Origin of the sequence: Rossellomorea aquimaris (assembly GCF_003315075.1) — a bacterium.
In the GTDB taxonomy this organism is placed as follows: domain Bacteria; phylum Bacillota; class Bacilli; order Bacillales; family Bacillaceae_B; genus Rossellomorea; species Rossellomorea aquimaris_C.
Map to the genome: position 1 here is coordinate 16,668 of NZ_QNRJ01000004.1, position 26,774 is coordinate 43,441.

The 26,774-nt window shown below is 42.0% G+C and carries 22 protein-coding genes, 1 tRNA gene and 1 pseudogene; 12 read left to right on the forward strand and 12 right to left on the reverse strand.

The genetic code is table 11. The features are described from left to right. Positions 1 to 14 precede the first annotated feature (14 nt). Together DET59_RS06495 and DET59_RS06500 are read right to left on the reverse strand one after the other, a co-directional pair. The gene (locus DET59_RS06495; RefSeq protein WP_181778078.1) at positions 15 to 1,409 is read right to left on the reverse strand and encodes a UDP-N-acetylmuramoyl-tripeptide--D-alanyl-D-alanine ligase; all 1,395 of its coding nucleotides are present in this window, start codon (positions 1,407 to 1,409) and stop codon (positions 15 to 17) included. Positions 1,410 to 1,427: 18 nt separating this feature from the next. Next, positions 1,428 to 1,823: a GNAT family N-acetyltransferase gene (locus tag DET59_RS06500; RefSeq protein WP_113968812.1), complete on the reverse strand. Its 396-nt coding sequence runs from the start codon at positions 1,821 to 1,823 to the stop codon at positions 1,428 to 1,430. A 272-nt stretch (positions 1,824 to 2,095) separates the two neighbouring features. Between DET59_RS06500 and DET59_RS06505 the strand changes: the two genes are divergently transcribed. From DET59_RS06505 to DET59_RS21990, 3 genes are all read left to right on the forward strand, one after another. Beyond that, entirely contained in the window at positions 2,096 to 4,099 is a 2,004-nt protein-coding gene (locus tag DET59_RS06505) for a DUF2817 domain-containing protein (RefSeq protein WP_113968813.1), read from the forward strand. A gap of 110 nt (positions 4,100 to 4,209) precedes the next feature. Then, positions 4,210 to 5,253 carry a YheC/YheD family endospore coat-associated protein gene (locus tag DET59_RS21985; protein WP_258549593.1) on the forward strand — a complete coding sequence of 348 codons (1,044 nt, stop codon included), beginning with the start codon at positions 4,210 to 4,212 and terminating at the stop codon, positions 5,251 to 5,253. A gap of 20 nt (positions 5,254 to 5,273) precedes the next feature. Beyond that, positions 5,274 to 6,380, forward strand: coding sequence for a UDP-N-acetylmuramoyl-tripeptide--D-alanyl-D-alanine ligase (locus DET59_RS21990; protein WP_258549594.1), 1,107 nt, complete (start codon positions 5,274 to 5,276; stop codon positions 6,378 to 6,380). A 170-nt stretch (positions 6,381 to 6,550) separates the two neighbouring features. Here DET59_RS21990 and DET59_RS06515 read toward each other — a convergent pair whose 3' ends face one another. Continuing rightward, positions 6,551 to 7,801: an ATP-grasp domain-containing protein gene (locus DET59_RS06515; RefSeq protein ID WP_113968814.1), complete on the reverse strand. Its 1,251-nt coding sequence runs from the start codon at positions 7,799 to 7,801 to the stop codon at positions 6,551 to 6,553. A gap of 285 nt (positions 7,802 to 8,086) precedes the next feature. On the opposite strand from DET59_RS06515, the gene DET59_RS06520 reads away from it, so the two are divergent. Both DET59_RS06520 and DET59_RS06525 read left to right on the forward strand, forming a co-directional pair. After that, positions 8,087 to 9,286, forward strand: a complete 1,200-nt coding sequence (locus DET59_RS06520; protein ID WP_113968815.1) for an ATP-grasp domain-containing protein — start codon at positions 8,087 to 8,089, stop codon at positions 9,284 to 9,286. 81 nt (positions 9,287 to 9,367) lie between these two features. Further along, positions 9,368 to 9,853, forward strand: a complete 486-nt coding sequence (locus DET59_RS06525) for a CotY/CotZ family spore coat protein (RefSeq protein ID WP_113968816.1) — start codon at positions 9,368 to 9,370, stop codon at positions 9,851 to 9,853. A 71-nt stretch (positions 9,854 to 9,924) separates the two neighbouring features. Here DET59_RS06525 and DET59_RS06530 read toward each other — a convergent pair whose 3' ends face one another. From DET59_RS06530 to DET59_RS06550, 5 genes are all read right to left on the reverse strand, one after another. Then, a complete protein-coding gene (locus DET59_RS06530; protein ID WP_113969148.1) occupies positions 9,925 to 10,746 on the reverse strand; it encodes a Cof-type HAD-IIB family hydrolase in 822 nt (273 codons plus the stop codon). Between the two features lie 563 nt (positions 10,747 to 11,309). Beyond that, entirely contained in the window at positions 11,310 to 12,767 is a 1,458-nt protein-coding gene (locus DET59_RS06535; protein ID WP_113968817.1) for a sucrose-6-phosphate hydrolase, read from the reverse strand. Continuing rightward, entirely contained in the window at positions 12,767 to 13,723 is a 957-nt protein-coding gene (locus DET59_RS06540) for an aminoimidazole riboside kinase (protein ID WP_113968818.1), read from the reverse strand. The genes DET59_RS06535 and DET59_RS06540 overlap by 1 nt, the downstream gene beginning before the upstream one ends. 85 nt (positions 13,724 to 13,808) lie before the next feature. Beyond that, complete coding sequence (locus tag DET59_RS06545; RefSeq protein ID WP_113968819.1) at positions 13,809 to 15,182, reverse strand: sucrose-specific PTS transporter subunit IIBC; 1,374 nt, start codon at positions 15,180 to 15,182, stop codon at positions 13,809 to 13,811. Positions 15,183 to 15,379: 197 nt separating this feature from the next. Beyond that, positions 15,380 to 16,204 carry a PRD domain-containing protein gene (locus tag DET59_RS06550; RefSeq protein WP_181778079.1) on the reverse strand — a complete coding sequence of 275 codons (825 nt, stop codon included), beginning with the start codon at positions 16,202 to 16,204 and terminating at the stop codon, positions 15,380 to 15,382. 133 nt (positions 16,205 to 16,337) lie between these two features. Here DET59_RS06550 and DET59_RS06555 point away from each other — a divergent pair, with 133 nt between their 5' ends. After that, a complete protein-coding gene (locus DET59_RS06555) occupies positions 16,338 to 17,081 on the forward strand; it encodes an SIS domain-containing protein (RefSeq protein ID WP_113968821.1) in 744 nt (247 codons plus the stop codon). A 47-nt stretch (positions 17,082 to 17,128) separates the two neighbouring features. On the opposite strand, the gene DET59_RS06560 is transcribed toward DET59_RS06555, so the two are convergent. Together DET59_RS06560 and nagE are read right to left on the reverse strand one after the other, a co-directional pair. Continuing rightward, on the reverse strand, positions 17,129 to 17,854 hold the full coding sequence (locus DET59_RS06560) for a GntR family transcriptional regulator (RefSeq protein WP_113968822.1): 726 nt from the start codon (positions 17,852 to 17,854) through the stop codon (positions 17,129 to 17,131). A gap of 129 nt (positions 17,855 to 17,983) precedes the next feature. Beyond that, positions 17,984 to 19,366, reverse strand: coding sequence for an N-acetylglucosamine-specific PTS transporter subunit IIBC (gene nagE / locus DET59_RS06565; protein WP_113968823.1), 1,383 nt, complete (start codon positions 19,364 to 19,366; stop codon positions 17,984 to 17,986). A 228-nt stretch (positions 19,367 to 19,594) separates the two neighbouring features. Here nagE and nagA point away from each other — a divergent pair, with 228 nt between their 5' ends. The 3 genes from nagA (at position 19,595) to DET59_RS06580 (ending at position 21,775) form a co-directional block, all read left to right on the forward strand. Then, on the forward strand, positions 19,595 to 20,803 hold the full coding sequence (gene nagA, locus DET59_RS06570) for an N-acetylglucosamine-6-phosphate deacetylase (protein WP_258549595.1): 1,209 nt from the start codon (positions 19,595 to 19,597) through the stop codon (positions 20,801 to 20,803). Continuing rightward, complete coding sequence (nagB, locus tag DET59_RS06575; protein ID WP_113968824.1) at positions 20,790 to 21,539, forward strand: glucosamine-6-phosphate deaminase; 750 nt, start codon at positions 20,790 to 20,792, stop codon at positions 21,537 to 21,539. The genes nagA and nagB overlap by 14 nt, the downstream gene beginning before the upstream one ends. Before the next feature lie 163 nt (positions 21,540 to 21,702). Further along, a tRNA-Ala gene (locus tag DET59_RS06580) sits at positions 21,703 to 21,775 on the forward strand. 312 nt (positions 21,776 to 22,087) lie between these two features. On the opposite strand, the pseudogene DET59_RS06585 reads toward DET59_RS06580, so the two are convergent. Together DET59_RS06585 and DET59_RS06590 are read right to left on the reverse strand one after the other, a co-directional pair. Next, positions 22,088 to 22,288: pseudogene (locus tag DET59_RS06585) on the reverse strand (tyrosine-type recombinase/integrase); the annotation flags it as partial. 441 nt (positions 22,289 to 22,729) lie between these two features. Beyond that, the gene (locus tag DET59_RS06590; RefSeq protein WP_113968826.1) at positions 22,730 to 23,782 is read right to left on the reverse strand and encodes a hypothetical protein; all 1,053 of its coding nucleotides are present in this window, start codon (positions 23,780 to 23,782) and stop codon (positions 22,730 to 22,732) included. Positions 23,783 to 24,018: 236 nt separating this feature from the next. On the opposite strand from DET59_RS06590, the gene DET59_RS21995 reads away from it, so the two are divergent. The 3 genes from DET59_RS21995 to istB all read left to right on the forward strand — a co-directional run bounded on the left by DET59_RS21995 (position 24,019) and on the right by istB (position 26,124). Then, positions 24,019 to 24,492, forward strand: a complete 474-nt coding sequence (locus DET59_RS21995) for a hypothetical protein (protein WP_258549596.1) — start codon at positions 24,019 to 24,021, stop codon at positions 24,490 to 24,492. A 145-nt stretch (positions 24,493 to 24,637) separates the two neighbouring features. Further along, positions 24,638 to 25,405 (forward strand): Mu transposase domain-containing protein, encoded by a 768-nt coding sequence (locus tag DET59_RS22000; RefSeq protein WP_258549597.1) that lies wholly within the window; start codon positions 24,638 to 24,640, stop codon positions 25,403 to 25,405. Further along, positions 25,405 to 26,124 carry an IS21-like element helper ATPase IstB gene (gene istB / locus DET59_RS06600; protein ID WP_113969150.1) on the forward strand — a complete coding sequence of 240 codons (720 nt, stop codon included), beginning with the start codon at positions 25,405 to 25,407 and terminating at the stop codon, positions 26,122 to 26,124. Before DET59_RS22000 ends, istB begins: the two co-directional genes overlap by 1 nt. Positions 26,125 to 26,774: the final 650 nt, after the last annotated feature.

The following is a 26,774-nucleotide window of genomic DNA, read 5'->3' on the forward strand; positions in this document are numbered from 1 at the left end:
TCCCTTTTTCATTCTTACTCAGATTCCATCAAGCGTTTTCTTAATCTCATCAAGGGTCTGCTGCCGGCCCGGCACTTCACCAGCAGGTAGGTGTGTTCATCCAGATGTTTCAATATCGTTTTCTCCATCCCTTGTATACTGGTAAAAGGATATACGATGATATCTTGACTCTCCCTTGCTGCCTGCTCCGCTATATACTTCGCTTTCTTTCCATACGTGATGAGGACATCAATTCCACATTCCACCAAATATTGCCCGATTTGCTTGTGTACATCCTTTGATTCTTCTCCAAGCCTCTCGATATTTCCGAGAAGAGCCATCCGTTTCTTGCCTTTTCCTATTATAGAAAGTGTTTTAATGGCTTCCCTTAAAGAGGTAGGGTTGACGTTCCAAGTATCATCGATGATGGTTGAACCGTTCCGTCCTTTCTGCAGTTCAAAGTGTCTCTCTATATTTTGAAAGCTGCTCAACCTTCTGATCCCCGTTTCAATATCTTCCCCCAGTTCCATTGCGGCCCGTAAAGCAGCCAATCCATTGTAGACGTGATGCTCCCCGATTTCAGGGATAAAAGCAGGGTATTCTTTCCCGTTTGCTTGTATGGTGAAACGAGTTCCTTCCTCACTTATGGATATAGAGGTTCCCCTGAAGTCGGAATGATTATGGATACTGAAATAATGAACGGTTCCTTTATACTCCTCCAAGCTGATTTTAGAAATGTTCGGATCATCAGCATTTAAGAGTAGCGTGCCTTTATTCTGCAGCCCTTCAAGCATTTCCGCTTTAGCGGCAAGGTATCCTTCAAAGGTCTTACAACGATCTAGATGGTAACTTCCGATGTTGGTAATGATCCCTATATCCGGTTGATAAACCTTACAGTGATAGCGCAGGTCACCAGGTCCGCCCAAGCCTGTTTCGAATATCCCGACGTCTGTGCCTTCATTTATCTTCATCAGGTATTCAAAAGACCTGTGAGGTGCGTTATCATTCCATTCTGTTGATATGACAGAATGATTTTCCTCCATAATTTGGGTGAGCATCTCCCGGGTCGTTGTTTTTCCGCATGTCCCTGTGATGGCAACAACCGGGAGTGAGCATATTTTCCGGTAGTAACGTACAAACTCCATAAAAGCCTCTCTTACATTTCCTACTTGAATGATGCTCAACCCCTCACCTCCGTTTACAGCCTCTTGTTCGTGATCCGTAATCACGGTACATGGAGCATTTCTGATCATTCTCTTCCATTTTTTCTCACTGATCGCCTTCCTTTTATCCATGAACACCAGTGTATGACTCTTCTTTAACTTATGCTGATGGAATATGATCGCATCATGGATGTCCATATTATCAGAACCGCTTATCAGCCTTCCCTTCAATAGCCTTCTGATTTCCGTTAATTTCAGCGTAATCATTTCGTTCCTCCTGTTCATCTAGTGATCTACATACATCAAAACATCTGTATATTTCCTTGATCTGCTTTCTATTTTCTTAAATCCGTAAGATAAGAAGCACTCTAAAGACATCTTCGTACAGGAAGCTTTAATCTTTCTCACATTGACATTCTTCACATAGTCCAATCTCGTTTCAAAAAGTTTTCGGTAGATGCCTCTCCGTCTGTATTCCCCCCGTACATAATCACTCTTAAATACCGCTTTTCCCTGCTTCTCTCTTATATAACATGAAACAAAGCCAGCCATTTCTCCATCCACTTTTGCACAAAACCATACAGAGCCCGGTACGTCATGAACCCTCATTCCATCTTTCCCGGCAAGTAGAATGAGAGGCTCGAGCTCCTTGAATGTGGATGTCTCAATCGATATATTCATGGGATACACCTCTCTTAAACTGATAAACCACTTCTATGTATTAATGTATGTACAAGTCTTCACTGAGGAAACGGCTAAAGGCTATTTATATAAGGCTGTTACCACAAGATTGCCGGCCCTGGTGATTGCCAATAAATCGGCTGATTCGTCCAGCGGCTGAGGTTTGCAAGGTCATCCGGCAGTGAAAATGCATCATTTTGTCCTAAAGGGACACTTGTCCATAGCAGAATTAGCTTCTCTTGAATTAACTATAGAAAGGAGGCTATGACTACATGGGAAGTACTATACTTTCTTATAGAAAACTAGAATCATTAATAGAGAAGAAAACGAAACAATGTCCATTCTTTTCCCTCTCCTCAATCGGTAAGTCTCTTGAAGGGCGGGACATTTGGTGTGTTACGATTCAAAAGCCAGCCCTTTCCGGAACAAAAATAGTCCAATCAAGGAAAAGTTCTTTAAGGTCACGAAAGAAAATTCCAATCGTCATTACCGCTTCCATTCATGGACATGAAGCAACCGGTTCGACAGCTTTACTGCGTTTTTTGAACAAGATCCAAAAAGAGGGCGAAAGCATGGAATGGCTGGATAATTTAATTGTTTATTGTGTCATTTGCTGTAATCCCGACGGATATGTGCATAAGACACGCTATAATGCAGAGGGCTTTGATATAAACAGGGATTTCATTACACAATCACAGCCTGAAACAGAGAGCATCGTCAATATGATTGTGAAGGAAAAGCCTGCCGTCGTTTTGGACTTGCATGGGTATGTATGGAAAAAACCCTCTCACATTGGATTGATCGAACCTTGTACCCCACCTCACAATCCAGCTTATGAATATGATTTATATCTGAAGTATGCCCTGCCCCTTGCACAGTGCATGGAATCCTATCTAGTTGCAGAAAAAGAAACGTTTTCTTCTAAGAGGTTTAAGTCGATAAAAGGGACATACATCCCATACCGTGATGGAAAAGGTGGCTGGGATGACTATAGCCCATATTGCTGTTCGATGTATTCCATGCTCCATGGGGCGATCGGGATCACCATTGAATCACCGAGCCGTTCAGAGGATGGCACCACTTGGCTTCTTTTGGCTCTTTCAGCTGCTCTTACCCATATTTCAAAGCACAGAGAGGAGCTGAACAACAATCAAGCTGCCTTTTTCCAACGTGGAATCAAGAATGTGCATCCCACTCACTCAACGGGCGATTTCCCCCAATACTACGTACTGACAGAAAAGAACGAACATCATTCAGGTCTCGGGAAACTAACGCGACATCTCCGGAAGAATGGAATAAAGCTATACTCCTCTACGAAAGATTTCACGTATGAAGGACATTCATTTCCAGCAGGCACCACCATCGTTCCAATGAATCAAGCAAGAGCGAATGTAGCTTACTGTTTCCTCACGAAAGGGGAAGATCTCTCGTCAGGATCTGAAAGAATTTCTGAATTTTGTGCCTGGAGTCTTCCATTAAGCTGGGGGGTCAACTGTCATCCTGTATTTGAAAAGCCAGATGCAGGGATGAAGCCTTTTACCTTAGTGGAGAAAGACAATAAATCTGAAGATACAGGCTCAGGTGCACCTGTTTCTGTGGGGATTCTAATTGATGACGGCCTTTTTCATAAAAAAGCTCATTCAGGATTGAAGCTTGCTCTGCAGCAAATGAATATCCCTTTTCAGGAATTAAGAGCGAAGGATTTGGCTTTAGAAAAGACGTTAACCTCTGTGAATGTTCTTATTTACAACGGCTATGAGCACTTATTTTATCCACCATCGAATATAAGAAGCATTTACCGCGATTTCGTACTTGATTCCCCCGCTCAACAGGAAGCCTGCCGTAATAACCTTCATGACTTTGTACAAAAGGGTGGAAAAGTGATCGGAATCGGCGCTGGTGCTTCTAAAGCCCTGACCTCTATTCTTGAGCTGTGTGAAGCCGAGGTTCATTCCGGCGGCTGGAATAAAAATGCATTATTGCAGATCCATTATAAGAACCATGCCATAACCAAGGGATATCCCGCTGAAGATACCGGTTTCGTGTACCGTCCAGCCTGGTTTACGAATACCGGCAAGATGAAAGTGGTGGCACTATTCAAGAATGATCCTGATTCGTTACTTGCAGGCTACTGGCCTGACTATCAACAAGCACAAGGAAAGGCTGCCATCATCGCTAGCCTTTCGGGAAATGTCATTCTATTTGGGCTGGAGATTTGTTTCAGGGGACATACAAGTTATCTCTATAGACTTCTATGGAATGCCATCTATTCATGAGTTGAACGGTGTAAAAAAAGGCGATATACCTAATCACAAGTGTCGTTCCCTCAAAGGGACGACCATCATTTACTAGTAAGGAAGAAAATATTTTAAAGGAGGTTAGTCAATTGATTCGAATTGGAATGCTGCACCACCGAAAGCATCCTGATAGTGTTATTAAATCATACGCTTATGCAGCTGTTGCCAAGGCAGAAGGAACGCAGATGGTCTATTTTTCTCCCGGGGGAGTAAATTTTATAACGAAGACCATTTCCGGATTTGAATATAAAGACGGAAAGTGGGTGGAAGGGACCTTTCCATTTCCTCATGTTATCTATAACACAGGAAGCCCTGAAAAGCTCGCTAAAGCCAATGACGTGATTCAGGAACTGAAGAAGAACATTCCATTTACCACTCATTCGATCGGCAATAAAATGGCGGTTTATAAACGGCTGATGGAAGCTGGAGAGTTTACACAATATTTGATTCCCTCAGAGGTCGTAAGAGGGACGAATCACTTCTTTTCTTTTTTGGATGCCTATCGGAAGATTGTCTTTAAACCGGTAAACGGGCGTAAAGGTATATCTATCATTTATATTGAACGTGTCGGAAATGATTTTAGAGTGTTACTAAACACGGACGATCATCTTTATTCCTATGATGAATTAAAAGCATTTGTTTCAGCTAATATTCAAGAAGAGGATTTTCTCGTACAGCCTTATATCAATTGCCGGACAAAAGATGGAAGCGCATTTGACTTCAGGCTTCACGTTCAAAAAGACGGTGATGGGAAATGGGTCATTACCTCTATCTATCCAAGAATCGGCGCACCGGGAACGATTGTCTCAAACATTAACAGTGGAGGTTCGATGAATTATCTCGTACCTTTTTTGAAACAGGAATTTGGAGATCATGATTACTTTAACATTAAGCGCTATTTAGAAAACTTTTCTCTGCTCCTTGCCCGGCATTTGGACACATTGCAAAAGGAACGTTATTCAGAAAGTATTGATGAGCTTGGAATTGACGTTGCTTTGGATGACCTGGGGAAAATATGGATCTATGAAGTGAACTGGAGACCAGGATGTCCCCCGACCTTTTATCTTGAAATGGATGTTGTCAAAAACACCATACAATACTGCATCTATTTAGCCAAGAAAAAATCCAAGTGAATAATGAAAGGAGGATTATTATGGATAAAGATTTCTCCGTTGAAAGACCGATCATTGCTGTAACTGGAAGTTCCGGCAAAACAACAACCAAATCATTCATCGCTTCGATTCTAAGAACACGCTGGATTATCTTCGAATCCAGTGATTATTGGAACCGGACCGATCATACAGAAAAGCACCAGGATGAAATCAACTTCATTCACCGGGCCATCGTACTCGAATATGGAATGGCGTTTCCAGGCGTAATCGAAAAGCATTGCAAGCTTATCCAGCCTAACATAGGAGCGATCACCAATATCGGTACTGCCCATATCGGCAACTTCAATGGCGATATCAGAGGAATAGCTGCAGCCAAATCGGAGCTTATTAAGGGAATGGATCGTGATGGCCATTTATTCTTGAATGGAGATGACAAGAATTCAAAGCTTCTTCATACGAAGAATTTCACAGGAGTACTGAAGAAGGTCAGCATTCATTCCCATTCTGATTACCAGGCGAAGAATCTGCGCTACAGCGTGGAAGGTATCAGCTTTGACCTAAAGCTTTCTGGTAAGTCACATACCTTTTCCATTCCATATCATGGAGAATTTTATGTTTACAATGCCCTTCTTGCCATCGCCATTGCGGACCTTCTCGGCTTTAAGCCTGAAGAAATGAAACAAGGAATGAATGAAGTGAGGAAGCCAAAGCACAGGCTTGATGTTATGCAGCTGAATAACAACATCACGCTGATTGACGATACGGTCCATGCCTTTCCGGATGCCATGAAAGGCGCTCTCGACGTACTTACGCAATTGGAGGGAGAAAAGAAGGTGGCCGTCTTGGGCAGTATGGCGGGATTCGGAAAAGAGCATGAAGAAGTTCACAAAGAAATAGGAAGATATGTTGCTGAGAAAAAGATTGATTACCTCTTTACCTATGGCAACCTTTCCAGAAACATTGGAGTTGGCGCAAGGGAAGCTGGAATGAACAGCCAGCGGATCTTCCACTTTAACCGTCCTTCCATGAATGCATTAAATGCGAAACTGGAAAAGATCATCCAACCAAACTGGACCATTCTGATTAAAGGAGCCAGCGGACTGGAGATGGTGGATACGGTGGAACATTGCAAGAAAATTTTTGGCTAATGGCCGAAGGAAACAAACGGTATATCCGATTGAACAAAACCATCGCAAGAATTAAAGAAATAAAGAAACGCCTTGTTTCAAGCCGAAAAGCTTAAACAAGGCGTTTTTATATTTATTTACTCGGTTGACTCCTTCGTGATAAAGGGAGGAAAATGGACACCCTCCTTTTCTTATTGAATGACCGTTGTAATCTTTTCCTTTGGAGACTCTTTAATCCAAAACTGAATTTCCGCGGCTGCCTTCTTCGCGTTCTCCTCAGCTTCTATTGCTGTATTTCCAACAGCGGTTACATATGCATACCGGTGTCCCATAGACAATGGCGGTGTAATGACTGATCCTTTACGGGGCTTGACGTAAACCTCCACTACCCCCTGGGACGCAAGGGCTTTACTTTTTCCTGTGACTTTCTCTAGTGTCCCTTTTTTCTCAACCGTCACGTACTGCATGTACACATTCTTTTGAAACTTAGGCTTTAAATCCGGATCTTCTCCCAGCGCCATTTTCAACATCTCTTCGACCAGATTGATTCCATAGGCTGCTTTGATCATATTGTTCATCCCGGCACCTGAGATACGCGCATTTATTTCAATCAACTTCCACTGATTTCCTTTGCGGCGAAGCTCCAAATGACAAGGGCCGGTCTCGAGCCCATGCTTGGCAACGATCTCTTTAATCGCTTTCATCAGACCATTGGAAAATTTCACCCCTGGATTCAGTAATAATTTATAACCCATCACAATAAATCGTCGAGTATATTGAATATCCTGTTTGATTACCGCCATAATATGAACCTTTCCTTTGTGAACCACCACTTCCACCAGATACTGAGGTTCCGGGAGGTATTCTTCTATTAATATCGGCTGATTTTCATAAAGAGTAATCAATGTATGATACCGCTTCCGATATTCTAATAGATTCCCAACCTTGTACACATCTTTTGAGCCGGTCGATTGGGGGGATTTCATGACCAGAGGAAACTTATTCTTGATTTTCGGTTCTAATGCCTCACTTTCCTCCTTGGTAGCAACCGTCCAATATTCCGGAGTTATTAACGAGTTCTTCAGCAGTTCCCGTGATTGAATTTTATTTTGAATATTTTTCATTCCTTCAGTTGAAAAATGGTTCAAATTAAATTGATCCGCAAGGGTGCATGCTGTGTAGCTATGCGGATCGACATAGCTCACAATGGCGGAAACTTCTATCCCTTTCAAAATCAGGGCTTTTACTTCCTTTCGCAGTACATTCATATCACTGAGATCACATAATTTCATGAAATGAACATCGGGAAATTCCTCCCGCTTCGCCACAAAGTTAGGTCTTTCAGTGAACAGGACGGTATAAAATCCAAGTCTGTCTGCCGTCTTAATTGCTTCCCTGCTTGAACCTGACTTAGTGGTTTCTATAAAAATGATAGACTTCATTCAAGGTACGCTCCTTCATTTATCATATTCTCTTTCAAAGCTCAGGGTTGGTACGAGCATTGCATTACTGTACAGTTTATTCCGTTGATACTAGGGGGGTGCAGGCTGATTCAATGATGATCTCCCTAAATATTTTATGTATGAAAAGAGCTGATTCCAATTTCAACAGGATTCTAGCAAATTCTCGTCCAATTACCTGATTTCCCCTTAAGTTGCCCATACTCATCAAAGAACAGCTCATATACTGAGTAGAGACTAAACATATAAAGGAGCTGCTATTCCCCCATGAATGAATACATCATCTATATAGGTACAAGCCAATCAGGCTCCTCACGGGACGGTATTGAAGCAGGGAAGAAATTGGGCTACTCTACTATTCTATTTACTAACCGCAGGAAGTTTATAAGAGAAAGAGAACTCTTTTCGGATGTCGACGAAATGTACGAAGTAGATTTAAGTCATGAAGAAGCAATCAGGAGAGAAATTTCTACACTACAGGAAGGAAAGAAAATAGCGTGCATCATCAGCTTTCTCGATTCTTACGTTCATGTAGCAGCCCGGCTTTCTAATGAATTCTGCGGAACCGACATTTCCTTGGTACCGATTGGTGATTGTATGGATAAAACAGTGCTCCGAACGAAACTGATTGGAAAAGAATATTCTTCTGATTTCATTAAAATGAAGCCTCCCTTTTCTACAGAGGGTGTAAAGGCTATTTCCTATCCTGTTGTATTAAAATCACCCATTTCTAATGGTTCAAAAGATGTCCTCCTCATTCGTGATGAGGAGGAGCTTGCAACAGGCATAAAGAAATTAAAACGGAAAAAACCTCCAAGTCTTCTTGTAGAAGAATACTTAGAGGGACCTCAATACTTGATCGAAGTGGTCATCAAAGAATGCAAGCCCGTGGTCACAGTGGTCGTCAAACAGCAAATCAACTATCATAAACGATTCATTGTCACCGGCTATAGTGTTTCACCCGTATATCATTATCCGGTACTGGTCAGAAAGGTTGGAGAGATTATCAATGACCTGGGATTTGTTAACGGAAGCTGTCATTTAGAAATGCGGCTGGTAAAGAATAGATGGAAACTCATTGAAGTAAACCCCCGAATCTCCGGGGGAGCAATGAACAAAATGATAGAAGAAGCATATGGACTGAGCATAGTGGAAGAAACTTTAAGGGTATATCTTAGAAAACCTCACCATAGCGAACGCAAATGGGAAAAACATATCTACACCTACTATATGACTGTCAACAAGACGGGCAAGCTGTTAAAAGTGATTGGAATAAACAAGGCAGAAGAACAAGAAGGCATCATCGAAGTTTATATAAAACCAAGAAAAGGAAAAACACTTCGCCCTCCAACCTCCATGGGGCATCGCTACGGGTATGTAATGGCGAGGGGGGAATCCGTGCAGGAATCAGAGAGGCGGGCAAAAGATGCCTCTAAAGACATTCAATTTTATTTAGAATCCATCTAAACCATTATATATGCACTACATCACTTTTCCGGAACAAAATACACTAATGATAAGAGACAGGTGAAAGGAGGATTTGAGGCGATGATTTGTCATCACGATAGCTGTATATGCAAAACCCTGAATGAATTATTACTGGAACAATTCCAATTGGCCACTCAAGAATTTAAGTTCATTTGTGAATACGACAAGGTAGACACCATTCCATTTATCCTATACACAAAGGAAGACAGCGAGCCTTTTCGGGCACACTTACACTCCAACTGCACCATATTCTTTAAGCTCATCGATATCGATGATGGCTGTGCAACACTGCAGTTACTGGCCGGAATGGATATAGACGGATACATTACCGACGATGCCGATGAATTATTTGCACTTTTTAATACCGACCAATGTATCAGCATCGACTGCAACTGTTTTCTCGGAATTCAGCCCCTTCCTCCGAAATTCGTCAACCGGAAGCTTCCGGATATCGGTCGGGGAAGCCCTAAAGGCAGAGGTTCAAGTGAGCAGGGTATGGGTCCTGAATATGGTTCGGATTTTGATCGGGAGTGCGATCATAAGTAGGAGTTAGAGTTGAATCTGATTTTTGGGTTTGGCTCTTTTTTAGGGGTGATACTGAGCCACCCCTAAATCCCTTAAACGCGGGACAATCTGTTCAATACAAACTCCTCAACTACTTCTGCCACGCCATCTTCCATATTAGAAGCTGTTACAAAATCAGCCTTTTCTTTAATATCTTCCGGAGCATTCCCCATTGCGACGCCAAGACCGGCGAATTCAATCATCGTAAGGTCGTTATAGCTGTCTCCGATGGCAATGACCTCTTCCGCTTTAATACCCATTGGCTTGATCAGGTAGTCGAGGCTTGCTCCTTTCGTCACGCCCAACTGCGTAAACTCAAGGAAAAATGGCTTGGAGCGCATCACACTCAGTTCACCATCCAGTTCCGCTTGAAGCTTCTTCTCGACCTCTACCAATCGACCGGCTTCTTTTAACATGAGTGCCTTTACAACAGGCTCCTGAATCGCTTCTTTAAAGTTTGGAACAACCTTTACAGGCAGCCCTGTCAACTCACTTTCAATAGAAGCAAATTCACTTGGTTCTTCTACAACAATCGCATCATCAGCATATGTGAGAATGCCAACTTCTTCCCGTTTACTCAAATCATATAAGCGGTGAACGGTTTCTGCTGATAATGTTCGACTATATTTCTCTTCGTTTGTCTTGCAATCTATTATTTTCGATCCGTTGAAAGAAAGAATATAACTTCCGTATTGGTCAAGCTTCAGTTCTTCTGCAACCCATCTCATTCCAAACGTGGGGCGGCCGGACGCCAGGACAACTTTCACTCCGGCTTCCTGTGATTGAAGTAAAGCATCTTTTGTACGACCCGAAATCGTTTGGTCATCTCGTAATAAAGTATCATCTAAGTCTAGTACAATCATTTTATAATTCATCATGAAAAATCCTTTCAGGAAATCCAATTTATATTATCTTACTATAACATTTATCTTTTATTAAAAGACTCTTTTCATAAAGTTTTTGCTAATTTAGAGAAGAAAGTAGTAGTTGATTTCCGCTACAGGATGCTCGCTTTCCGCGGGGCGTGAGTTGAGCCTCCTCGGGCTTTTGCCCTGCGGGGTCTCAACTTTCCCTCTATTCCCGCAGGAGTCGAGCACCTTCCGCTCCAATCAACTTTCTAAGCATGGATCCTTAATATATATCAATAATAACAAGAATTTTAGCAAGCAATCTCATTTAAGGTAAAAGAGATTGAATTTCCTTTTAAGGAAGAAGGATTATTTTTTTCTCGTTAAATTGTTTTCTTGCACACCTTTAAGCTCTGTCATGAAAATACTGTATAAGATGGTTCGGCCGAACGCTAGCTGCAAGCGGAGCGGTTCCCCTCACTATCCAGCACACACTAGTTGACAGAGCCTTGGGAGAGTTTATATTATAAAAAGCAATTTTTGGCGAAATGAGCGTAATAAAAAAGAAAATAGACCACCAAAACGGCAGTCTATTTCAAGTTTACATGGTTTAGGTCCCATTTTCTAATGGTAAAACCAGCCTGGTTGGAAGCTCCGAAACGTACGGTATCGTTGTTTGGTGACGGATAGAATCGGGCTGTAAACGTTTCTTCTCCTTCATTAATGAATACTTCTATGGAAGAAGTGTCGACAAACAGTCTTAATGATTTCAAATTCTCTACTTTACATTGCCGCTTCTCTACTACTCCATTAACATAGCTTTTTCTCTCAAGAGTCGCCACTTGTTCCCCGGTAGAATAGACGAGCCTAACACCATCCCCAATGGAAAGGTCAAACCATCCTTCAGAAAGAGACAGGTCCCCGATCTCCAATTCAAACGCCTTTCCGTTTACACCAGTGAGTTCGCGGCTTTCTTTATCCAATTCAACCTTGTGTTCGATAGCTCCTCCGGCTCTTAAATGCCGCAATTCTTCAAGAGGAACCTGTCTCACCTTACCGTTCACAAGCTTCAGCTCCCGAGGCAGGGTCATCGTATGAAGCCATTTATGTTCAATGGTGGGATGATCCTGTTCATTTTGATCAGGTACACTCATCCAGGCAAATAGAATTCGGCGGCCTTTGTCATCGACTGTCGTTTGTGGGGCATAGAAGTCAAAGCCGCGGTCCAATTCTTCGAAATCCCCGTGTTCAAACGTTCCTGCAGCTGAATCAAAATATCCGGCAACATAACCTGCCTGATACACATTCTGATACTTCATTCCAGCACCTTCAATTCCCTGCGGAGAGAAAATAAGGATGTCCTGATCTCCCAACTTAAAAAGGTCGGGACATTCAAACATATAACCGAAATCAGCAAGCTTGCCCCGGCCTCCACCTGTAAGGGTACCCCGATATTCCCAATCAATCAGATTCTCCGATTGCAACAAAACGACTGCTCCTTTTAACTCTGTCGTCTGTGCGCCAACAACCATAAAAAATGCTCCATCCCGTTCCCACACCTTTGGATCGCGAAAATGGGCGGTAAATCCTTCCGGTAAGTGAACTACGGGGCCTTTTTTGTCAAAATGTATGCTGTCTTCCGAGAGGGCTAAGCACTGATAGGATTCCCGATTCCCTTCCTCGTCCTTCACGTTCCCTGTATAGTACGCATAGATTTTCCCGTCATGCTCGATGGCACTTCCGGAATAACAGCCGTTTTTCTCAAACCATTCTGATGGAGTGAGGGCGATTTCTTCATGTTTCCAGTTGACTAAATCCACGGAAGAATAATGCCCCCAGAATTTTGCACCATGTCCGGTTTTAAAGGGCATCCACTGGTAATAGAGATGATAGACCCCTTTAAATTGGATGAATCCGTTCGGGTCATTCAATAACCCTACCGGCGGCATAAGGTGATAATGAAGGCGGTAGGGATCCTGCTCTACAACACCCTCGTGCTTTTCCATTTCTTCATAGACTTCTTTTCTCAGTTGTTCATCTCTGTTCATCACGCCTTCCCCCTCTTCAGATGATGGTTTACTTCCTCCAAGGAAGGCAAAGCCGTCATCGCTCCTTTTGTTGAGGCAGCGAGTGCTCCTGATACGGCTGCAAACCCGGCCATGCGGGCTGCTTCTTCTATTGATAAGGATGAAATATCCCCTTTGAATTCATGGATGGAATAGAGAATCCCGGATACAAACGCATCCCCGGCCCCCGTTGTATCCACTGCTTTCACCTTCATGGCAGGTACATACTGACGGGCATCTCCTACGTACACATAGCTTCCTTCTGCCCCCATCGTAATAATCAAGAAAGGAATATTGTATGCCCTTAGTTTCGCTACCCCTGATTCAATCTCTTTTTCACCCGTAATAAATTCGAGTTCTTCCTCAGAGATCTTCAAAACATCCGCTTCAGAAAGCATGCTCTTAATCGTTTCTCGGGCATTTTCCTCCGAATCCCATAATCCTAATCGTAAATTCGGATCATAGGAAACCAACAAACCATTCTCTTTCGCCACTTTCACAGCATGATGCGTCGCTTCCTTCGCAGGAGAGCTGATCATGGAGATGGAACCAAAGTGAAGGATTTTATGAGTTAGGAAATCCTCTTCGTCTATATCATTCACTTGGAGGAAACGGTCCGCACTCGGATCGATATAAAAGTCAAAGCTGCGCTCCCCGTCTTCTCCGTTCGTTACAAATACCACTCCCGTACGGACATCAGGAGTCAAAAGCATTTGATTGGTCCGAACACCATATTCCTGAAGAGTCTCTTGCAGGAACTTCCCTAATACATCATCCCCCACTTTCCCTAAAAAGGTAGACCTCGCGTCTAATCTAGCCAGTCCAACAGCCACATTGGCCGGGGCTCCTCCGGGACTTTTTTGATAAGTGGTATTGTGTTTGTCTAAAGGGATGAAATCTATCAGTACTTCACCCAGTGAGATGATTCCTTTTTTCATATCTTAGTTCCTCCTCGTTCCATTTGGTTCTAGTTTAAATATAGCAAATCCTTACTAGTCAGGTGACTAGTAAGGATAAAGATTTCTATTTTGCTTCTTCCTTCCAACCCAGCAATAAGGTTGCTACAAATGCTCCTGCTACAGCGATGACGAATCCGATTCCATAGTTAAGTGGATCTTGAGCGATCGCAAACATTGGAATACCTGTCAATCCAATTCCGTTTGCCATCACTTGAGTGAATACCACGTATGCTCCCCCAAGTGCACCACCGATGGCTGCTCCGATAAACGGACGGCGATGCTTTAAGTTAACCCCGAAGATCGCCGGTTCTGTAATTCCCAGGAAAGCAGAAACGGCTGCCGGTACAGCAATTTCCTTTGTTTTCTTGTTTTTCGTTTTAAAGAAGACAGCGAGGGTTGCCCCACCTTGTGCAACGTTGGCCATTGCCCAAATCGGCAGTAAATAGTTACCGCCGATGTTCGATAACAGCTCAGCCTCGATGGCATGAAAACTGTGATGAACACCGGTTAATACAATCGTTGAATACAATCCACCGAAGATCAGTCCCGCTATCGGACCAGCTGTGTTGTAGACAACATCAAGAACCGTTGTAATTCCGTTACCGAGAACTCTTCCTAGTGGTCCAACAATAAGCAGAGCGGTAAATCCTGTGAAGATGACCGTCAAGAACGGAGTCACCAATAAATCAACGGTATTCGGTACAATTTTGCGTAAGCCTCTTTCGATCTTTGCCATTAAGTAAACGGTTAATAGTACTGGAATGACCGTCCCTTGGTACCCAAGCATTTCAACGCCAAATCCGAAGAAATCAAGAGTGTCCGGCTGGGCATCGGCAAGACCCCATGGATTCAGTAATGCCGGGTGGGTCATGATCCCCCCGATGACAGCACCTAAGTAACCATTCGCCCCAAATTCCTTCGCTGCACTCATCCCGATCAAGATTGGTAAAATGATAAAGGCTGCAGAAGAGAACATGTCCAGCATTACGAATAGACCGCTTTCAGGATCGACCCATTTATACGTTCTCATCAGGCCAAGGAGCCCCATTAACATACCAGCCGCTACGATTGCCGGGATGATGGGTACAAATATGTTTGACAGTGTACGGGCAAAACGGGCAAACGGGTTCATCTTCCGTTTGGCTGCATCGCTGTGAGACTCGCCCGTTGGTGACTTATCTTCAACTGATGCACCAACAAGAGGACCGAAATGTTCAAATACTTTGTTTACATTCCCTGTCCCGAATATGATCTGGAACTGACCGGAGCTTGAGAATGCCCCTTTCACACCATCCAATTCCTCGATGGCACCTTTTTCTATCTGACTTTCGTCGTCAATCACGAGACGCAGTCGCGTCGCACAATGAGTGGCACTTACAACATTTTTTTCGCCACCCAATAACGGAACAAGCTGTTCAGCAACTTCACGATAGTTCATCATGAATCCCTCCTATTTTTCATAAATTCCAATAAAAAAAAGACCTAGTACCCTTAAGAGGATAGAGGTAGGTCAAAGAGAGACGCTTACCATTATCGTCTTAAAGATTCTAGGTCTTGCCTGCATGATCAGTAACAATCCTACTGTATGAAATTGATGTGTTCATTCTACAAGATGAAAACGTTACCGTCAACCATTTACTTTAAGAGGCGCTGTATATGCAGAGCGATATACGCAACCTCTGAAGGAGGGAAGTTAATGCTGTATTCTTCCTGCAGATACTTTGTAATTTCCTTTGAGCACTCGTAAGCCCTTTGGTATTTCATCTGAATCAGTTCAAGCATGTCTTCATCGATGGGATCAAACTGGTCTCCCTGTTCAATCCGATTTAGTGCAAAACGAAGATGGGTGATTAATCGTTGGTAGTTGATGCTCGACTCTTCTACTTCTATGGAAAGAATCGACTCTATCTGCTCAACAAAATCCCTCAGGATCGTGGCATGCTTCAACGATTCGCTCATAGACGGGGCATCCATCTTCGCCGTATGAATATGAAGAGCAATATGAGCCGCCTCATCATCAGGGATTTCGATACCGAGTTTCTGCCTGATTTCTTCTTTTGCCCACACCCCGACTTCATATTCCTTTTTATAAAGCAGCTTGATTTCGTTTAAAAGCTTATTTTGGATGGGAAATCCTTGCTGCAGTCGTTCAAATGCAAAGGAAAGGTGATCCGTCAGCGCGATATGGATATGGTCGCTAAGAGGGGCATTTAAATGTCCCTCTGCATAGCTGATGATGTTTTCAGCGATTTCAATATGTTCCTCCGGCAAGGTAGCCAGGAGCTGCTGGAATTTCTCCGAGGATTGCTCATGAAGGACAAAGATCTTTTCAATTTTGTTCTTGGGGATGATATCATTTCGCTTCTTCTGAAAAGCAATCCCGCTCCCCATCACAATTTTCTCCTGCGGCCCGTCCACCACTACAACAGCATTGTTGTTTAAAATTCTAAAAATACGCATAGATATCCTCCGTACAGTTCGTTACTCCCTATGTTACCACGATTCAGCTTAAAGATAACATGTAAAGTGTACAGACTAAAGATTTCCATGATAGATATGATATGCTGAAAGAAAAAATGAAAGCGGGTAAGAAATGATTTCTGCATACTTTGAAAAAATCCAGGAAAAGTTACATGTTGTTCAAAGAAATGAAGCTGAAAAAATGGCAGAGCTTGCTCAAAAGATTTCTTCTTCCATCCAAGAAGACGGCATCATCCAGCTGTTCGGATGCGGTCACTCTCACATCCTTTCTGAAGAGGTATTCTACAGGGCAGGTGGACTGGTTCCAATCCATCCTATTTTGATAGAGCCGCTCATGCTTCATGAAGGAGCCGTGCGATCCTCTCAGTTAGAAAGAGCGGAAGGGTATGCGGGTGAGTTTATGAATGCGCAAGATATTCAGCCCCATGATGTGGTGATTGTTGTCTCCACATCAGGAAAAAACCCCGTTCCCATCGATGTCGCTCTTCACGCCAAAGAGAGGGGCGCCTATGTTGTGTCCATCAGTTCCTTTGATTATGTAGAGAAGGAAACGTCCCGACATCCCAGCGGAAGATTTCTGAGTGAAGTAGTGGATCTTGCCATAAATAATCACTCCGTTGTAGGCGATGCGGTACTGACTGACCCAAGAGTGTCTGTTCCGTTCTCTCCATCTTCAACGGTCATCGGCGCGGCGATATTAAATAGCGTCATGGCAGGTGCCATTGAAAACATGGTGGTAGACGGATTTGAGCCGCCTATCTTCATCAGCGGAAACGTGGATGGCGCAGAAAATCATAACGAAGGATTGATCGAGAAATATCGTCAGCGCATTCCCCTGTTAACAAAAGGATTATAAAGAAAAAGAGTGGGAGCCCTTTATAAAATGGGGCTCCTACTCTTTTATTACAGTCTGTCCAAGTTGATTTTGAATTTATATTTATCAGCTCGATAAACCGATCGTACCAGCTCAAAAGGGGTGCCGTCTTCCAGGAATGAATCACGCTGAATGAAGAGCACTGGCTCCCCGCTCTTCACCTTTAGATGCAACGCATCCTCTTCCGTCACAATTGCCGCTTCCACTGATTGCGTGGCATGACTGATGTGAAGGTTCAGCTCGCTCTCAATATAGTGATACAGTGACCTATCCAATATTTCCTGATTCAATCCAGGAAGCAACTTTACGGGAATATAACTTGTCTCCAGAGCCATTGGTTCACCATTCGCAAGACGGATTCGCTTCATCGTGTACACCAGCTCTTCTTCCTCTAACGAAAGAAGTTCCTGAATATCGTCTGCGGCCGGAGAAATCTCGAAATGCAGTAATTTATTCCCGGGCTCGAGTCCCCGACTCTTCATGTCTTCACTGAAGCTAGTCAAACCTTGGAGACTTTGCTCGATTTTGCGGTGAGAGACGAATGTCCCACGCCCTTTTTCTCTATATAACACATTTTTATTCACAAGATTGGTAATCGCCTGTCTTACTGTCATCCTGCTGATTTTGAACGATTCAGCCAGCTCCCGCTCAGACGGAAGGGCATCACCCGGTTTTAACTCTTCAGACTGTATTAGATGTTTTAGGTGCTCTTCTAACTGATAATACAAAGGAAGAGGAGAATTTTTATTTACCACGAACGCTTCTCCTTTCGATATATAACGATTTATCTTTTATTTTAGTATATTTACCCTGTTTATAACAGACAAATATGAAAGTGGCAGACGGGTATTGCCAAATACGACAAACCCGTCTGCCCTCCCCTGTTATTTTAACTTTCTCAACTCATCCGCAACAAATTCCACATCGGTCCCTACAATGACTTGAAGGTTTTTATTGTTCACCTTCATCACGCCTTTAGCCCCATGTGCTTTTAACGCTTTTTCATCTACCAGTGTGGCATCATTGATTTGTAATCGTAATCGTGTGGCACAGTTATCGATCACTGCCAGGTTTTCTTTCCCGCCCAGATCCTTCAGGAAATGTTCTGCCATTACTTCATATTTACTATTTCCGCGTGAATTTTCATCTGCTACTACCACATCTTCATCATCTTCACGACCCGGAGTTTTTAAATTAAACTTCTTGATCAAGAAAGCGAATACGAGGAAATAGATGATTCCGTAAAGAATGCCTACTCCTAATAACAGCCACGGTTTCTGACCGATATTGAAGTTTAAAATGTAATCAAAGGCACCGGCTGAGAAACCAAAACCGTGATGGATACCAAGCACGTATGTGATGACCATCGAACTTGCTGTTAATACAGCATGAATTCCATAAAGAACAGGTGATAAGAACATGAAACTGAATTCAATCGGCTCTGTGATCCCTGTTAGGAATGAAGTGACGGCCAAACCGATTAACATCCCCGCTACATTGGCACGTAAATGCTTTTTCGCTGTCACAATCATCGCAAGACAAGCTGCCGGAAGACCGAACATCATGATAGGGAAGAATCCAGTCTGGAACGTTCCAGCTGTTGGATCCTTAGCAAAGAAACGTGGGATATCCCCCTTCACAATTTCTCCTGCTGCATCTTTAAATGTTCCAAATTCAAACCATACAAGTGTATTCAACACGTGATGCAGCCCGACTGGAATCAAGAGACGATTCAACAGACCGAACACACCGACTCCAGTGGCTCCGGCACCGATGATCCATTCACCAATGGAGTTGATCCCACTCTGGATCGGTGGCCAGATGATTCCAAATATCCCTGCGAGTAAAACCATGGACGCAGCGGTTACAATCGGAACGAAACGTCTCCCCCCGAAGAATCCCAGCCAGGCCGGAAGTTTAATATCATTGAAACGGTTATATAATAAACCTGCCACTACCCCGGATATGATCCCGCCGAAAATGGCCATGTTCGAATCCGGATCAAGGGCTTTTAACCCGCCCGTTAACACCAAATAACCGATGGCACCGGCTAATCCGGCCGTACCATTTCCATCTTTCGAAAATCCGATTGCCACCCCGATGGCAAAGATTAATGCTAAATTTTTAAATATGGCATCTCCTGCTTCAGACATGAACGCGATTCCCAATAAGTCATCCTGACCTAAACGCAGCAATAAGGCAGCTGCAGGAAGCACCGCGATTGGAAGCATGAGCGATTTACCGATTCGTTGTAAGAAACCTAACATACTATTCTCTCCTTTTTTTCAAGTGAAAGCGTTTAAACAAAACAAATCATATCATTAAAAAGGAATAGTTGTCTATACCAATTTCATGAATATAAATGGAGATTTGATGAGTAATATGGTCTAATTAATTTTAAATCATAAAATAAACTGCACAAAAATAAACTGGTATAGACATCTATACTATCCGGTGTTATGGTAGAAGTGTAAAGTACTCAAGGAGTGATTTCAGTGACCTCAAATATAGAGAAACTACTTATCCTGGATGGAAACATCTATGCAGAAAATACAGTATATGAAAAAGGGTATATCAAAATAGAGAATGGAAAGATCACAGAAATGGGTGACTGTTCCCAGTTAAACGATTCTGAAGAATACAAAGTGATTTCGCTTCCCCATGGATATAGTGTTGTCCCGGGAATGATAGATATTCATATTCATGGAGTAAATGGTGCTGACACAATGGATGCCACGCGAGAAGCTCTTGATACGATGACCGGGACTCTTCCGAAAGAAGGAACCACGAGCTTCCTTGCGACAACCATGACGGAAGCATCCGATGCAATCGAAAAAGCCTTGACGGCAACGGCAGACTATATGTCAAACCATCAAAGGGGTGGTCAGGCAGAAATACTCGGCATTCATTTAGAAGGGCCATTCATTAACGCGGATAAGGCAGGGGCACAGCCTCTAAATCGTATCCGGAAGCCAAATGTCGAAGTATTTAAAAACTGGCATGCTCTTTCAGGAGAGAATATTAAGTTGGTGACCCTTGCCCCTGAACTTGATGCAGAATACGAACTGATCCGTTACTTAAAAGAGAATGGAATTGTCGCTTCAGTGGGCCATTCCAATGCAACCTATGATCAGGTCGGGAAAGCCATAGATGCAGGCTTGTCCCATGTTACCCACTTGTTCAATCAGATGTCGGGACTTCATCATCGGGAGCCTGGCATCGTGGGCGCCTCCTTCCTTCGAAAAGAATTGATGGTGGAATTGATTTCAGACGGCATCCACGTACGTCCGGAAGTGGTCCAATTGGCATTCGATCAAATTACAGACGAGCGATTAATCCTCATCACTGATTCCATGAGAGCCAAATGCTTGAAGAATGGCCAGTATGATCTTGGCGGCCAGATGGTGACGGTTAAGGACGGGAAAGCTTTATTGGACGAAGACACTTTAGCAGGAAGCGTATTGAAGATGAGGGATGCCTTTACAAATATCCAGGAATTCACTACCGGGGATATGAGAAGTGCGATCAAAATGACCGCTGAAAACCCTGCCAGACAATTAAATGTCTTTGATCGAAAAGGAAGCCTTGCTCCCCGGAAAGATGCAGACATCGTCATCCTGGACAAAAACAAAGATGTATACACAACAATTTGCAAAGGAAAAATAGCCTATATTCGAGAGGATGATACTCATGAAACTAATTGAAGTGAAAGACTACCAGGAAATGAGTCAAGTCGCTGCAGACTATCTATTATCCAAGGTGAAAAGCTCTAACCAACTGACACTGGGATTGGCCACAGGCGGAACACCACAAGGGCTTTATGAGGCATTGATCAATGACCATAAACAGAACAGGACTTCCTATCAACATGTATCTTCCTTTAATTTGGACGAATACATCGGGTTATCCGGTAAACACCCTAACAGCTACTACCATTACATGAATGATCACCTATTTAAACATATTGATATTGATTCAAAGAACACCCATATTCCTTCTGGAAAAGCAGTGGACCTCGAAAAGGAATGTGAGGCATATGATGAAAAGATCTGTTTACATGGAGGAATCGATCTTCAAATTCTGGGAATCGGCAGCAACGGACATATCGGATTTAATGAACCAGGTACTTCTTTTGATACCAACACCCACATTGTCGATCTTGCTCAGTCTACACGTGAGGCTAATGCCCGTTATTTCGACTCGATGGATGAAGTACCTTCACAAGCCATCACAATGGGGATTTCTTCGATTATGAAAAGCAAAGAAATCCTTCTCCTTGTTTCAGGTGAGGCGAAACAAGTGGCCATGAAAAAGTTAGTTGAAGGAGAAATCTCTGAGCACTTCCCTGCTTCTATCTTGAATCGCCACGAACATGTCACGGTGATTGCTGATAAAGAAGCGCTGGCAATGGTGAAAGGATTAGAGTTGTTGAATAGATGAAAGGATGAAGATGTGGAGTGATCAGATTTGGTCCACATCTAAAAAGGCGTCAAACCATTGTTCAACGCCTTTTCAAATCGTTTCACATTCCAATACAAAAAATAGTAAAAAAAGGATTGACGAATGCCTGGTACTTTTTTATAATTAATCATGACCGATTCACGGGGCATTAGCTCAGCTGGGAGAGCGTTTGGCTGGCAGCCAAAAGGTCAGCGGTTCGATCCCGCTATGCTCCATACACCTGAAACCCTTGATATTCAAGGGTTTTTTTATGTTCTCAAACTTTTCTCTTTTTCGCTTTTAAATCCCTTCAGGTTCACAAGTCCACATTTGTTTTCAGTCATTCCTTAGATTTTTATGTTTCTCCATTTCTTTCTCCAATCCCCGAACAGCCTCTTGGTCCGCATTCGGCCAAAGAAGTCCATAATATCGGAATGTAGTTTCTATATCTTCGTGACCTAATCTTTCCTGCATCAACTTGGGTTGTACTTGGGGTCTTTTGGCTTATTCTTAATGGCTCTGATCGGGTGTTCCGTTAAGACTCCATTTTAGATTGTAGCTTGAAAGAAACTCGATAGGAATTTGTGAATGCTGCTGATTGTTTTTTGAGCATACCCACCTCGTTTCAGTTTGGCATAAAACTCCTTGATGTCTTGAGTCATAACGTCTGAAAGGTATTTATCACCGAAGAATGGACAGATGTGCTTCTCCATAAAGTAACGTCCTGCTTTGAATGTTGTGGATCTGACTTTTTGGAAGTACTCGACTTCTAATCATTTAGTCGCATATTCGAAGAATAAGATTTCCTCCTCCTCTACATCATTTTTGCTGGAAGTCCCGCTTTGATCTATTTCATCTTGATAACTTCTCCTTAACGTTACTTTTGATCTAAACTCTTCTGCTTCTTTACTTGACTTGAAAGTCTTTTGAAGTTGTTACCTATTTCCTTAAATATTAATAGGAATAAATTGCACCGGGACCAGAAGCACTTTGAAAAGAAGGAAACACTTCTTGATACTGTAATGGTACCCTGTTTTAAATCCACATTGAACCAAGGTAGGGCTAAAACCTCTCCCTGTCTTAATCCTGTGGAAAGAGTAAAGTCATATAATAGACCGCACTGGTTTTTAGTGTGCTCTGGTATTAAATGATTCATGGAATGGGACCTGAATGCCAATGCGAATAAGCCGTTAGCAGCTTATTTTTAAAAATAATTGCAACAGCTTAGCATTGGTTAGCCACGTGCGAAGGTCCAATCTTCTGTTGATTGGTTTTTGTTCATCATCTTCTCTTTCTTCAAGCCGTTTAGCGAGTGGAACATGCTTTTTCCTGAAGAAACGAACGATTTGTTTTAGTTCGTTAACTTCCTCGTCCAGTCTAGAAAGTAACGATTTAGAAGCTAAAGATACGATAAGCTCTCTGGAATCCACTTCGGCTAACAGCTCGTGAGGTTGGTGGATTCCCACTTTGATGCATTCTATTCTAATGATTTCATGTAATTTAGCTTCGTGAATTGCGTATGTTGCCTTGATTGAATCAGGTACGTATGTCCAAGGTTCTTCGGCTGCTAGTCCTGATAATAACTCATGAGCATCCTCGATTTGTTGAATATCTTGATCGATTAGAATTTTATGTTCATCAGCTGAGTTAGCGATCCAATATCTAATCAGACCAGGTATATGGGCATCTTTAAATGAGTATGCCAAAGAATTGTTGATCAAGCCGTACCCTGCTACATTTTCAAGAGCAGTTAAAATAACCTTCTTAATTTCTTCTAATAAATAGAAGTCAGTGAAGGTGTTCTCGCCTTTACCAACAAGATTGTAATAAATGATGTTTTCGTTTTTCTCTATAAAATATTTTTGAAGGGATGTTCGATATATTTCAAGGCCGGACATCCCGAATTGTTCTATCAATGATTTCTTTCTTCCAATGATGAAATTAAACGTTTCTCCTTTCATATCTTCATGGCACATGTGGTAATTATCAGCTAATAAACGAAGCTCTGCTTTACCAGCTTCATTGTTGATGGCTTCTTCATTGAATAAAGATGGGTTCACTTTCAAATCGAGCTTGTGTTTCTGTTTAAAATATTTACTGGTACGTGATTTCTTGTTGTTTTTAAATCCAAAGGTTCTATGGAATTCAGACTTATAGTTAATTTTGTCGATTGGTTCTTTCTGACCTTCAAGTCGCACCAAAATATACCCATTATCGATAAGGAAGAAAAGATCTTCAGCCATATCTTAATAGCTATCATAGATATTAAGTCCGTATCCGTGGTCGTGAAGTGTATTTTTATAGAGATTTTCAACAGCTATTCGTGTATATTGGTTCCTCACATTGTTTGTAGAAATGTATAGGAATTGACGAGTCTGATTTTTTGAAAGGTTTTGGAATTCAGTGGAATCATAACATGGGACGTGCTTAAGATAAGAGTCTTCCCCGTTCGTTGTGAACTGCAAGTATCGCGAAAAGAATGGGAATCGATCCACGAACTGTAAAAAAGTATGCAAACCAAGAAGAGTTTAAGCATAAGCAGGTGCAGAAGCGTAAAGCTCCTGTAATGGAACACGTTAATCCCATTATTGATAAGTGGATAAAAGAAGATTTAAAAAAGAAAAAGAAGTTTCATAGAACTGCGAAACGAATGTTTACTCAATTAGTGAAGTTTCATATTTTTAAAGGGTCCTATCGGACTGTCAGGGATTATGTTTCCAAACGAAAGAAAGAATTGAATGACTACATTGAAGAAGCTGCTTTACCACTGGAGTCATTCCCAGGAACAGCACAAGTAGATTTTGGAACAGCTCCTTTTAGCTACCAATCCAAGGTTATAGAATTACCATACTTAGTAATGTCTTTTCCCTATAGCAATACCTTCTATTTTCAAGTGTTTCCTTCTGAAAACACCGAATGCTTATTTAGGTACACCTCGAACCATACGTTTTGATAACCTGTCTCCATCAGTGAAAAGGATATTGGCTAAAGGAGAACGATAACTTACTGATACCTTTGAACGCTTTGTCATGCATTTCGGTTTTCAATATGAGTTTTGTAATCCTAGAAAAGGGAATGAAAAAGGCCATGTGGAATCCATGGTAAAGTACGTACGGAATAACTTTTTATTGCCGGAGTGTACTATCTTAGACCTTGATCAATTTAATGCCACACTATGGGAAATGGCAGAGGAAGACCGGGACCGGACTCACTATAAAAAGAAAGTAAACCTTATGCATTTATTTGAAGATGAACAAAAAGAATGGCTCATACTTCCGGAGAAAGAATTTGAATGTGCAATCCACCAAGAATTGAAATCAGATAAATATGGGATGGTCAATTACGATACAAAGGTATACTCCACCTCTCCGAGGTATGCAAGACAAGTGGTGAAAGTACAGGTTACTTACAATACTGTTGCCATCCTAAATGATCAGAACGAAGTAATAGTGAAACACTCCCGACTATACGGAATCAAAAGACAGTCAATGATTTGGCAGCCCTATCTTGACTTACTATCCAGGCGACCAAGAGCCATTAAGTACACTAGCATATATGAGCAATTCCCACCTGAGTGGACAGAATACTTAAGGCGTTGTACAGAAAACGAGCAAAAAGAAGTACTAAAATTTTTGGGGAGTCTATTGAAAAATGATGACTTTACCCTTCTACAAGAAGCTCTAGTGAACGCTTCTCGAAACGGACACCCAAGTGCAGACCAGATCAAGCATTGCTTTTATAGTTTACTTAACCAAGACCATCAACACCAAGCTATAACGGTGCAGTCTCCGATCCCAGACATGCCAAATATTCAGCGAGGATTATCTCATTATGATGCATTCTTCCAACCAGAAGGTGAATCATGATGAGGAAAGAGATTGAGGAGTACGCAAAGCGATTGAAGCTCAGCTGGATCAGGGAGAATTATCAAGAAGTAGAAGAAAAGGATCCACAAAAATACTTATTAAGTTTGTTTGAGAAGGAAGTGCAAAATCGGGAAGAACGAAAGATAAACTTATTACTGATCCAAGCCCAATTGCCTAAAACCGGAGAGCAACCTTTTCAGTGGCAACATATCCAAATCCCCCAAGGAATTGACCGTGAGGCTGTTTTGAAAGGTAACTTCATACAGGAGAGAGAAAATTTAATCTTGTATGGAGGAGTGGGCACAGGGAAAACATACTTGGCAACCTTAATAAGCTTAAATGCCATACATACATATGGCAGTAAAGTAAGGTTCTATACAGTGGCAGCATTGGTGAACAAACTAATAGATGCCAACCAGAATGGTACTTTGACAAAGATAATGAAACAGATTGAGAAGCTCGACTTACTCGTTCTTGATGAGCTCGGATATATCCCCTTGAATAAAGAAGGGGCGGAACTCTTATTTCAAGTCATTTCGATGTGTTATGAAAACAAGAGTATCATCATTACAACGAGTCTCCAATTCGGTCAATGGAATCATGTATTCGGGGATCCCATCCTTACTGAAGCAGTCATTGACCGACTGATTCATCATTCCCATCTATTCCTGTTTACGGGTGATAGTTTTAGATATAAAGAGTCATTACAAAACCGCTAATCTGGAGGAGCAAGTGGCATGCATAATTAGATGCCATTTCATACATTTTTTTGTTGCCAAATACAATGTCTGTCACAGTACATCTTTTCCTTACATCTTCTTTTGTCCAGGTGGATGCGTCCGTCTCTACGAAAAGAGTTAGGTGAAAGATTAAGTTTAATGTGGTTTGAGACATGTTTAACTGTTTCATCGCAAAGTCTCTAAGTAATTTTCTATCTAGCTTCGCGGTATGTATGCTAAAACTCATGAATATCCCCCATATTTTGTGAAAGTTGAAATAAAAAAGGACCACAAATGAACCGATGCAGGTACGAAACCCATCGTTTAATTTGTGGTCCTTCCACGTATTTGTATATTCAATTTTACTATTAAATAAATAGACTATATGTTTATTAACTTATATTTATTATATTAAATGCAACATATTATTATAAATAAAAGATAAGACTTATTGTTTTCGCACTACAAATGTCTTGGATGGTGATTCGCAGTCAAATTGGTGTAGCAGTGCTACTTTTATCAGAAATTCAAAATATGGATAACATATTTATATTCCAAAAAATTTACACACTTGAGAAAAACCTTGAAAATGCATAATATCGTTGTACTTCGTAATAAAAAGAGTAACTTTCATTAGCCTAATCTCCTAC

What these genes read in the sequence shown, in the direction of transcription:
- DET59_RS06520 (WP_113968815.1), top strand. Translation starts at nt 8,087, where the DNA reads ATGAATGAATACATCATCTATATAGGTACAAGCCAATCAGGCTCCTCA.
- DET59_RS22000 (WP_258549597.1), top strand. Translation starts at nt 24,638, where the DNA reads ATGGTAAAGTACGTACGGAATAACTTTTTATTGCCGGAGTGTACTATC.
- DET59_RS21990 (WP_258549594.1), top strand. Translation starts at nt 5,274, where the DNA reads ATGGATAAAGATTTCTCCGTTGAAAGACCGATCATTGCTGTAACTGGA.
- DET59_RS06505 (WP_113968813.1), top strand. Translation starts at nt 2,096, where the DNA reads ATGGGAAGTACTATACTTTCTTATAGAAAACTAGAATCATTAATAGAG.
- DET59_RS06535 (WP_113968817.1), bottom strand. Translation starts at nt 12,767, where the DNA reads ATGAACAGAGATGAACAACTGAGAAAAGAAGTCTATGAAGAAATGGAA.
- DET59_RS06495 (WP_181778078.1), bottom strand. Translation starts at nt 1,409, where the DNA reads ATGATTACGCTGAAATTAACGGAAATCAGAAGGCTATTGAAGGGAAGG.
- DET59_RS06540 (WP_113968818.1), bottom strand. Translation starts at nt 13,723, where the DNA reads ATGAAAAAAGGAATCATCTCACTGGGTGAAGTACTGATAGATTTCATC.
- DET59_RS06550 (WP_181778079.1), bottom strand. Translation starts at nt 16,204, where the DNA reads ATGCGTATTTTTAGAATTTTAAACAACAATGCTGTTGTAGTGGTGGAC.
- DET59_RS06545 (WP_113968819.1), bottom strand. Translation starts at nt 15,182, where the DNA reads ATGAACTATCGTGAAGTTGCTGAACAGCTTGTTCCGTTATTGGGTGGC.
- DET59_RS06555 (WP_113968821.1), top strand. Translation starts at nt 16,338, where the DNA reads ATGATTTCTGCATACTTTGAAAAAATCCAGGAAAAGTTACATGTTGTT.
- DET59_RS06590 (WP_113968826.1), bottom strand. Translation starts at nt 23,782, where the DNA reads ATGGCTGAAGATCTTTTCTTCCTTATCGATAATGGGTATATTTTGGTG.
- DET59_RS06500 (WP_113968812.1), bottom strand. Translation starts at nt 1,823, where the DNA reads ATGAATATATCGATTGAGACATCCACATTCAAGGAGCTCGAGCCTCTC.
- nagE (WP_113968823.1), bottom strand. Translation starts at nt 19,366, where the DNA reads ATGTTAGGTTTCTTACAACGAATCGGTAAATCGCTCATGCTTCCAATC.
- nagB (WP_113968824.1), top strand. Translation starts at nt 20,790, where the DNA reads ATGAAACTAATTGAAGTGAAAGACTACCAGGAAATGAGTCAAGTCGCT.
- DET59_RS06530 (WP_113969148.1), bottom strand. Translation starts at nt 10,746, where the DNA reads ATGAATTATAAAATGATTGTACTAGACTTAGATGATACTTTATTACGA.
- DET59_RS06525 (WP_113968816.1), top strand. Translation starts at nt 9,368, where the DNA reads ATGATTTGTCATCACGATAGCTGTATATGCAAAACCCTGAATGAATTA.
- DET59_RS21995 (WP_258549596.1), top strand. Translation starts at nt 24,019, where the DNA reads ATGGGAATCGATCCACGAACTGTAAAAAAGTATGCAAACCAAGAAGAG.
- istB (WP_113969150.1), top strand. Translation starts at nt 25,405, where the DNA reads ATGAGGAAAGAGATTGAGGAGTACGCAAAGCGATTGAAGCTCAGCTGG.
- DET59_RS06515 (WP_113968814.1), bottom strand. Translation starts at nt 7,801, where the DNA reads ATGAAGTCTATCATTTTTATAGAAACCACTAAGTCAGGTTCAAGCAGG.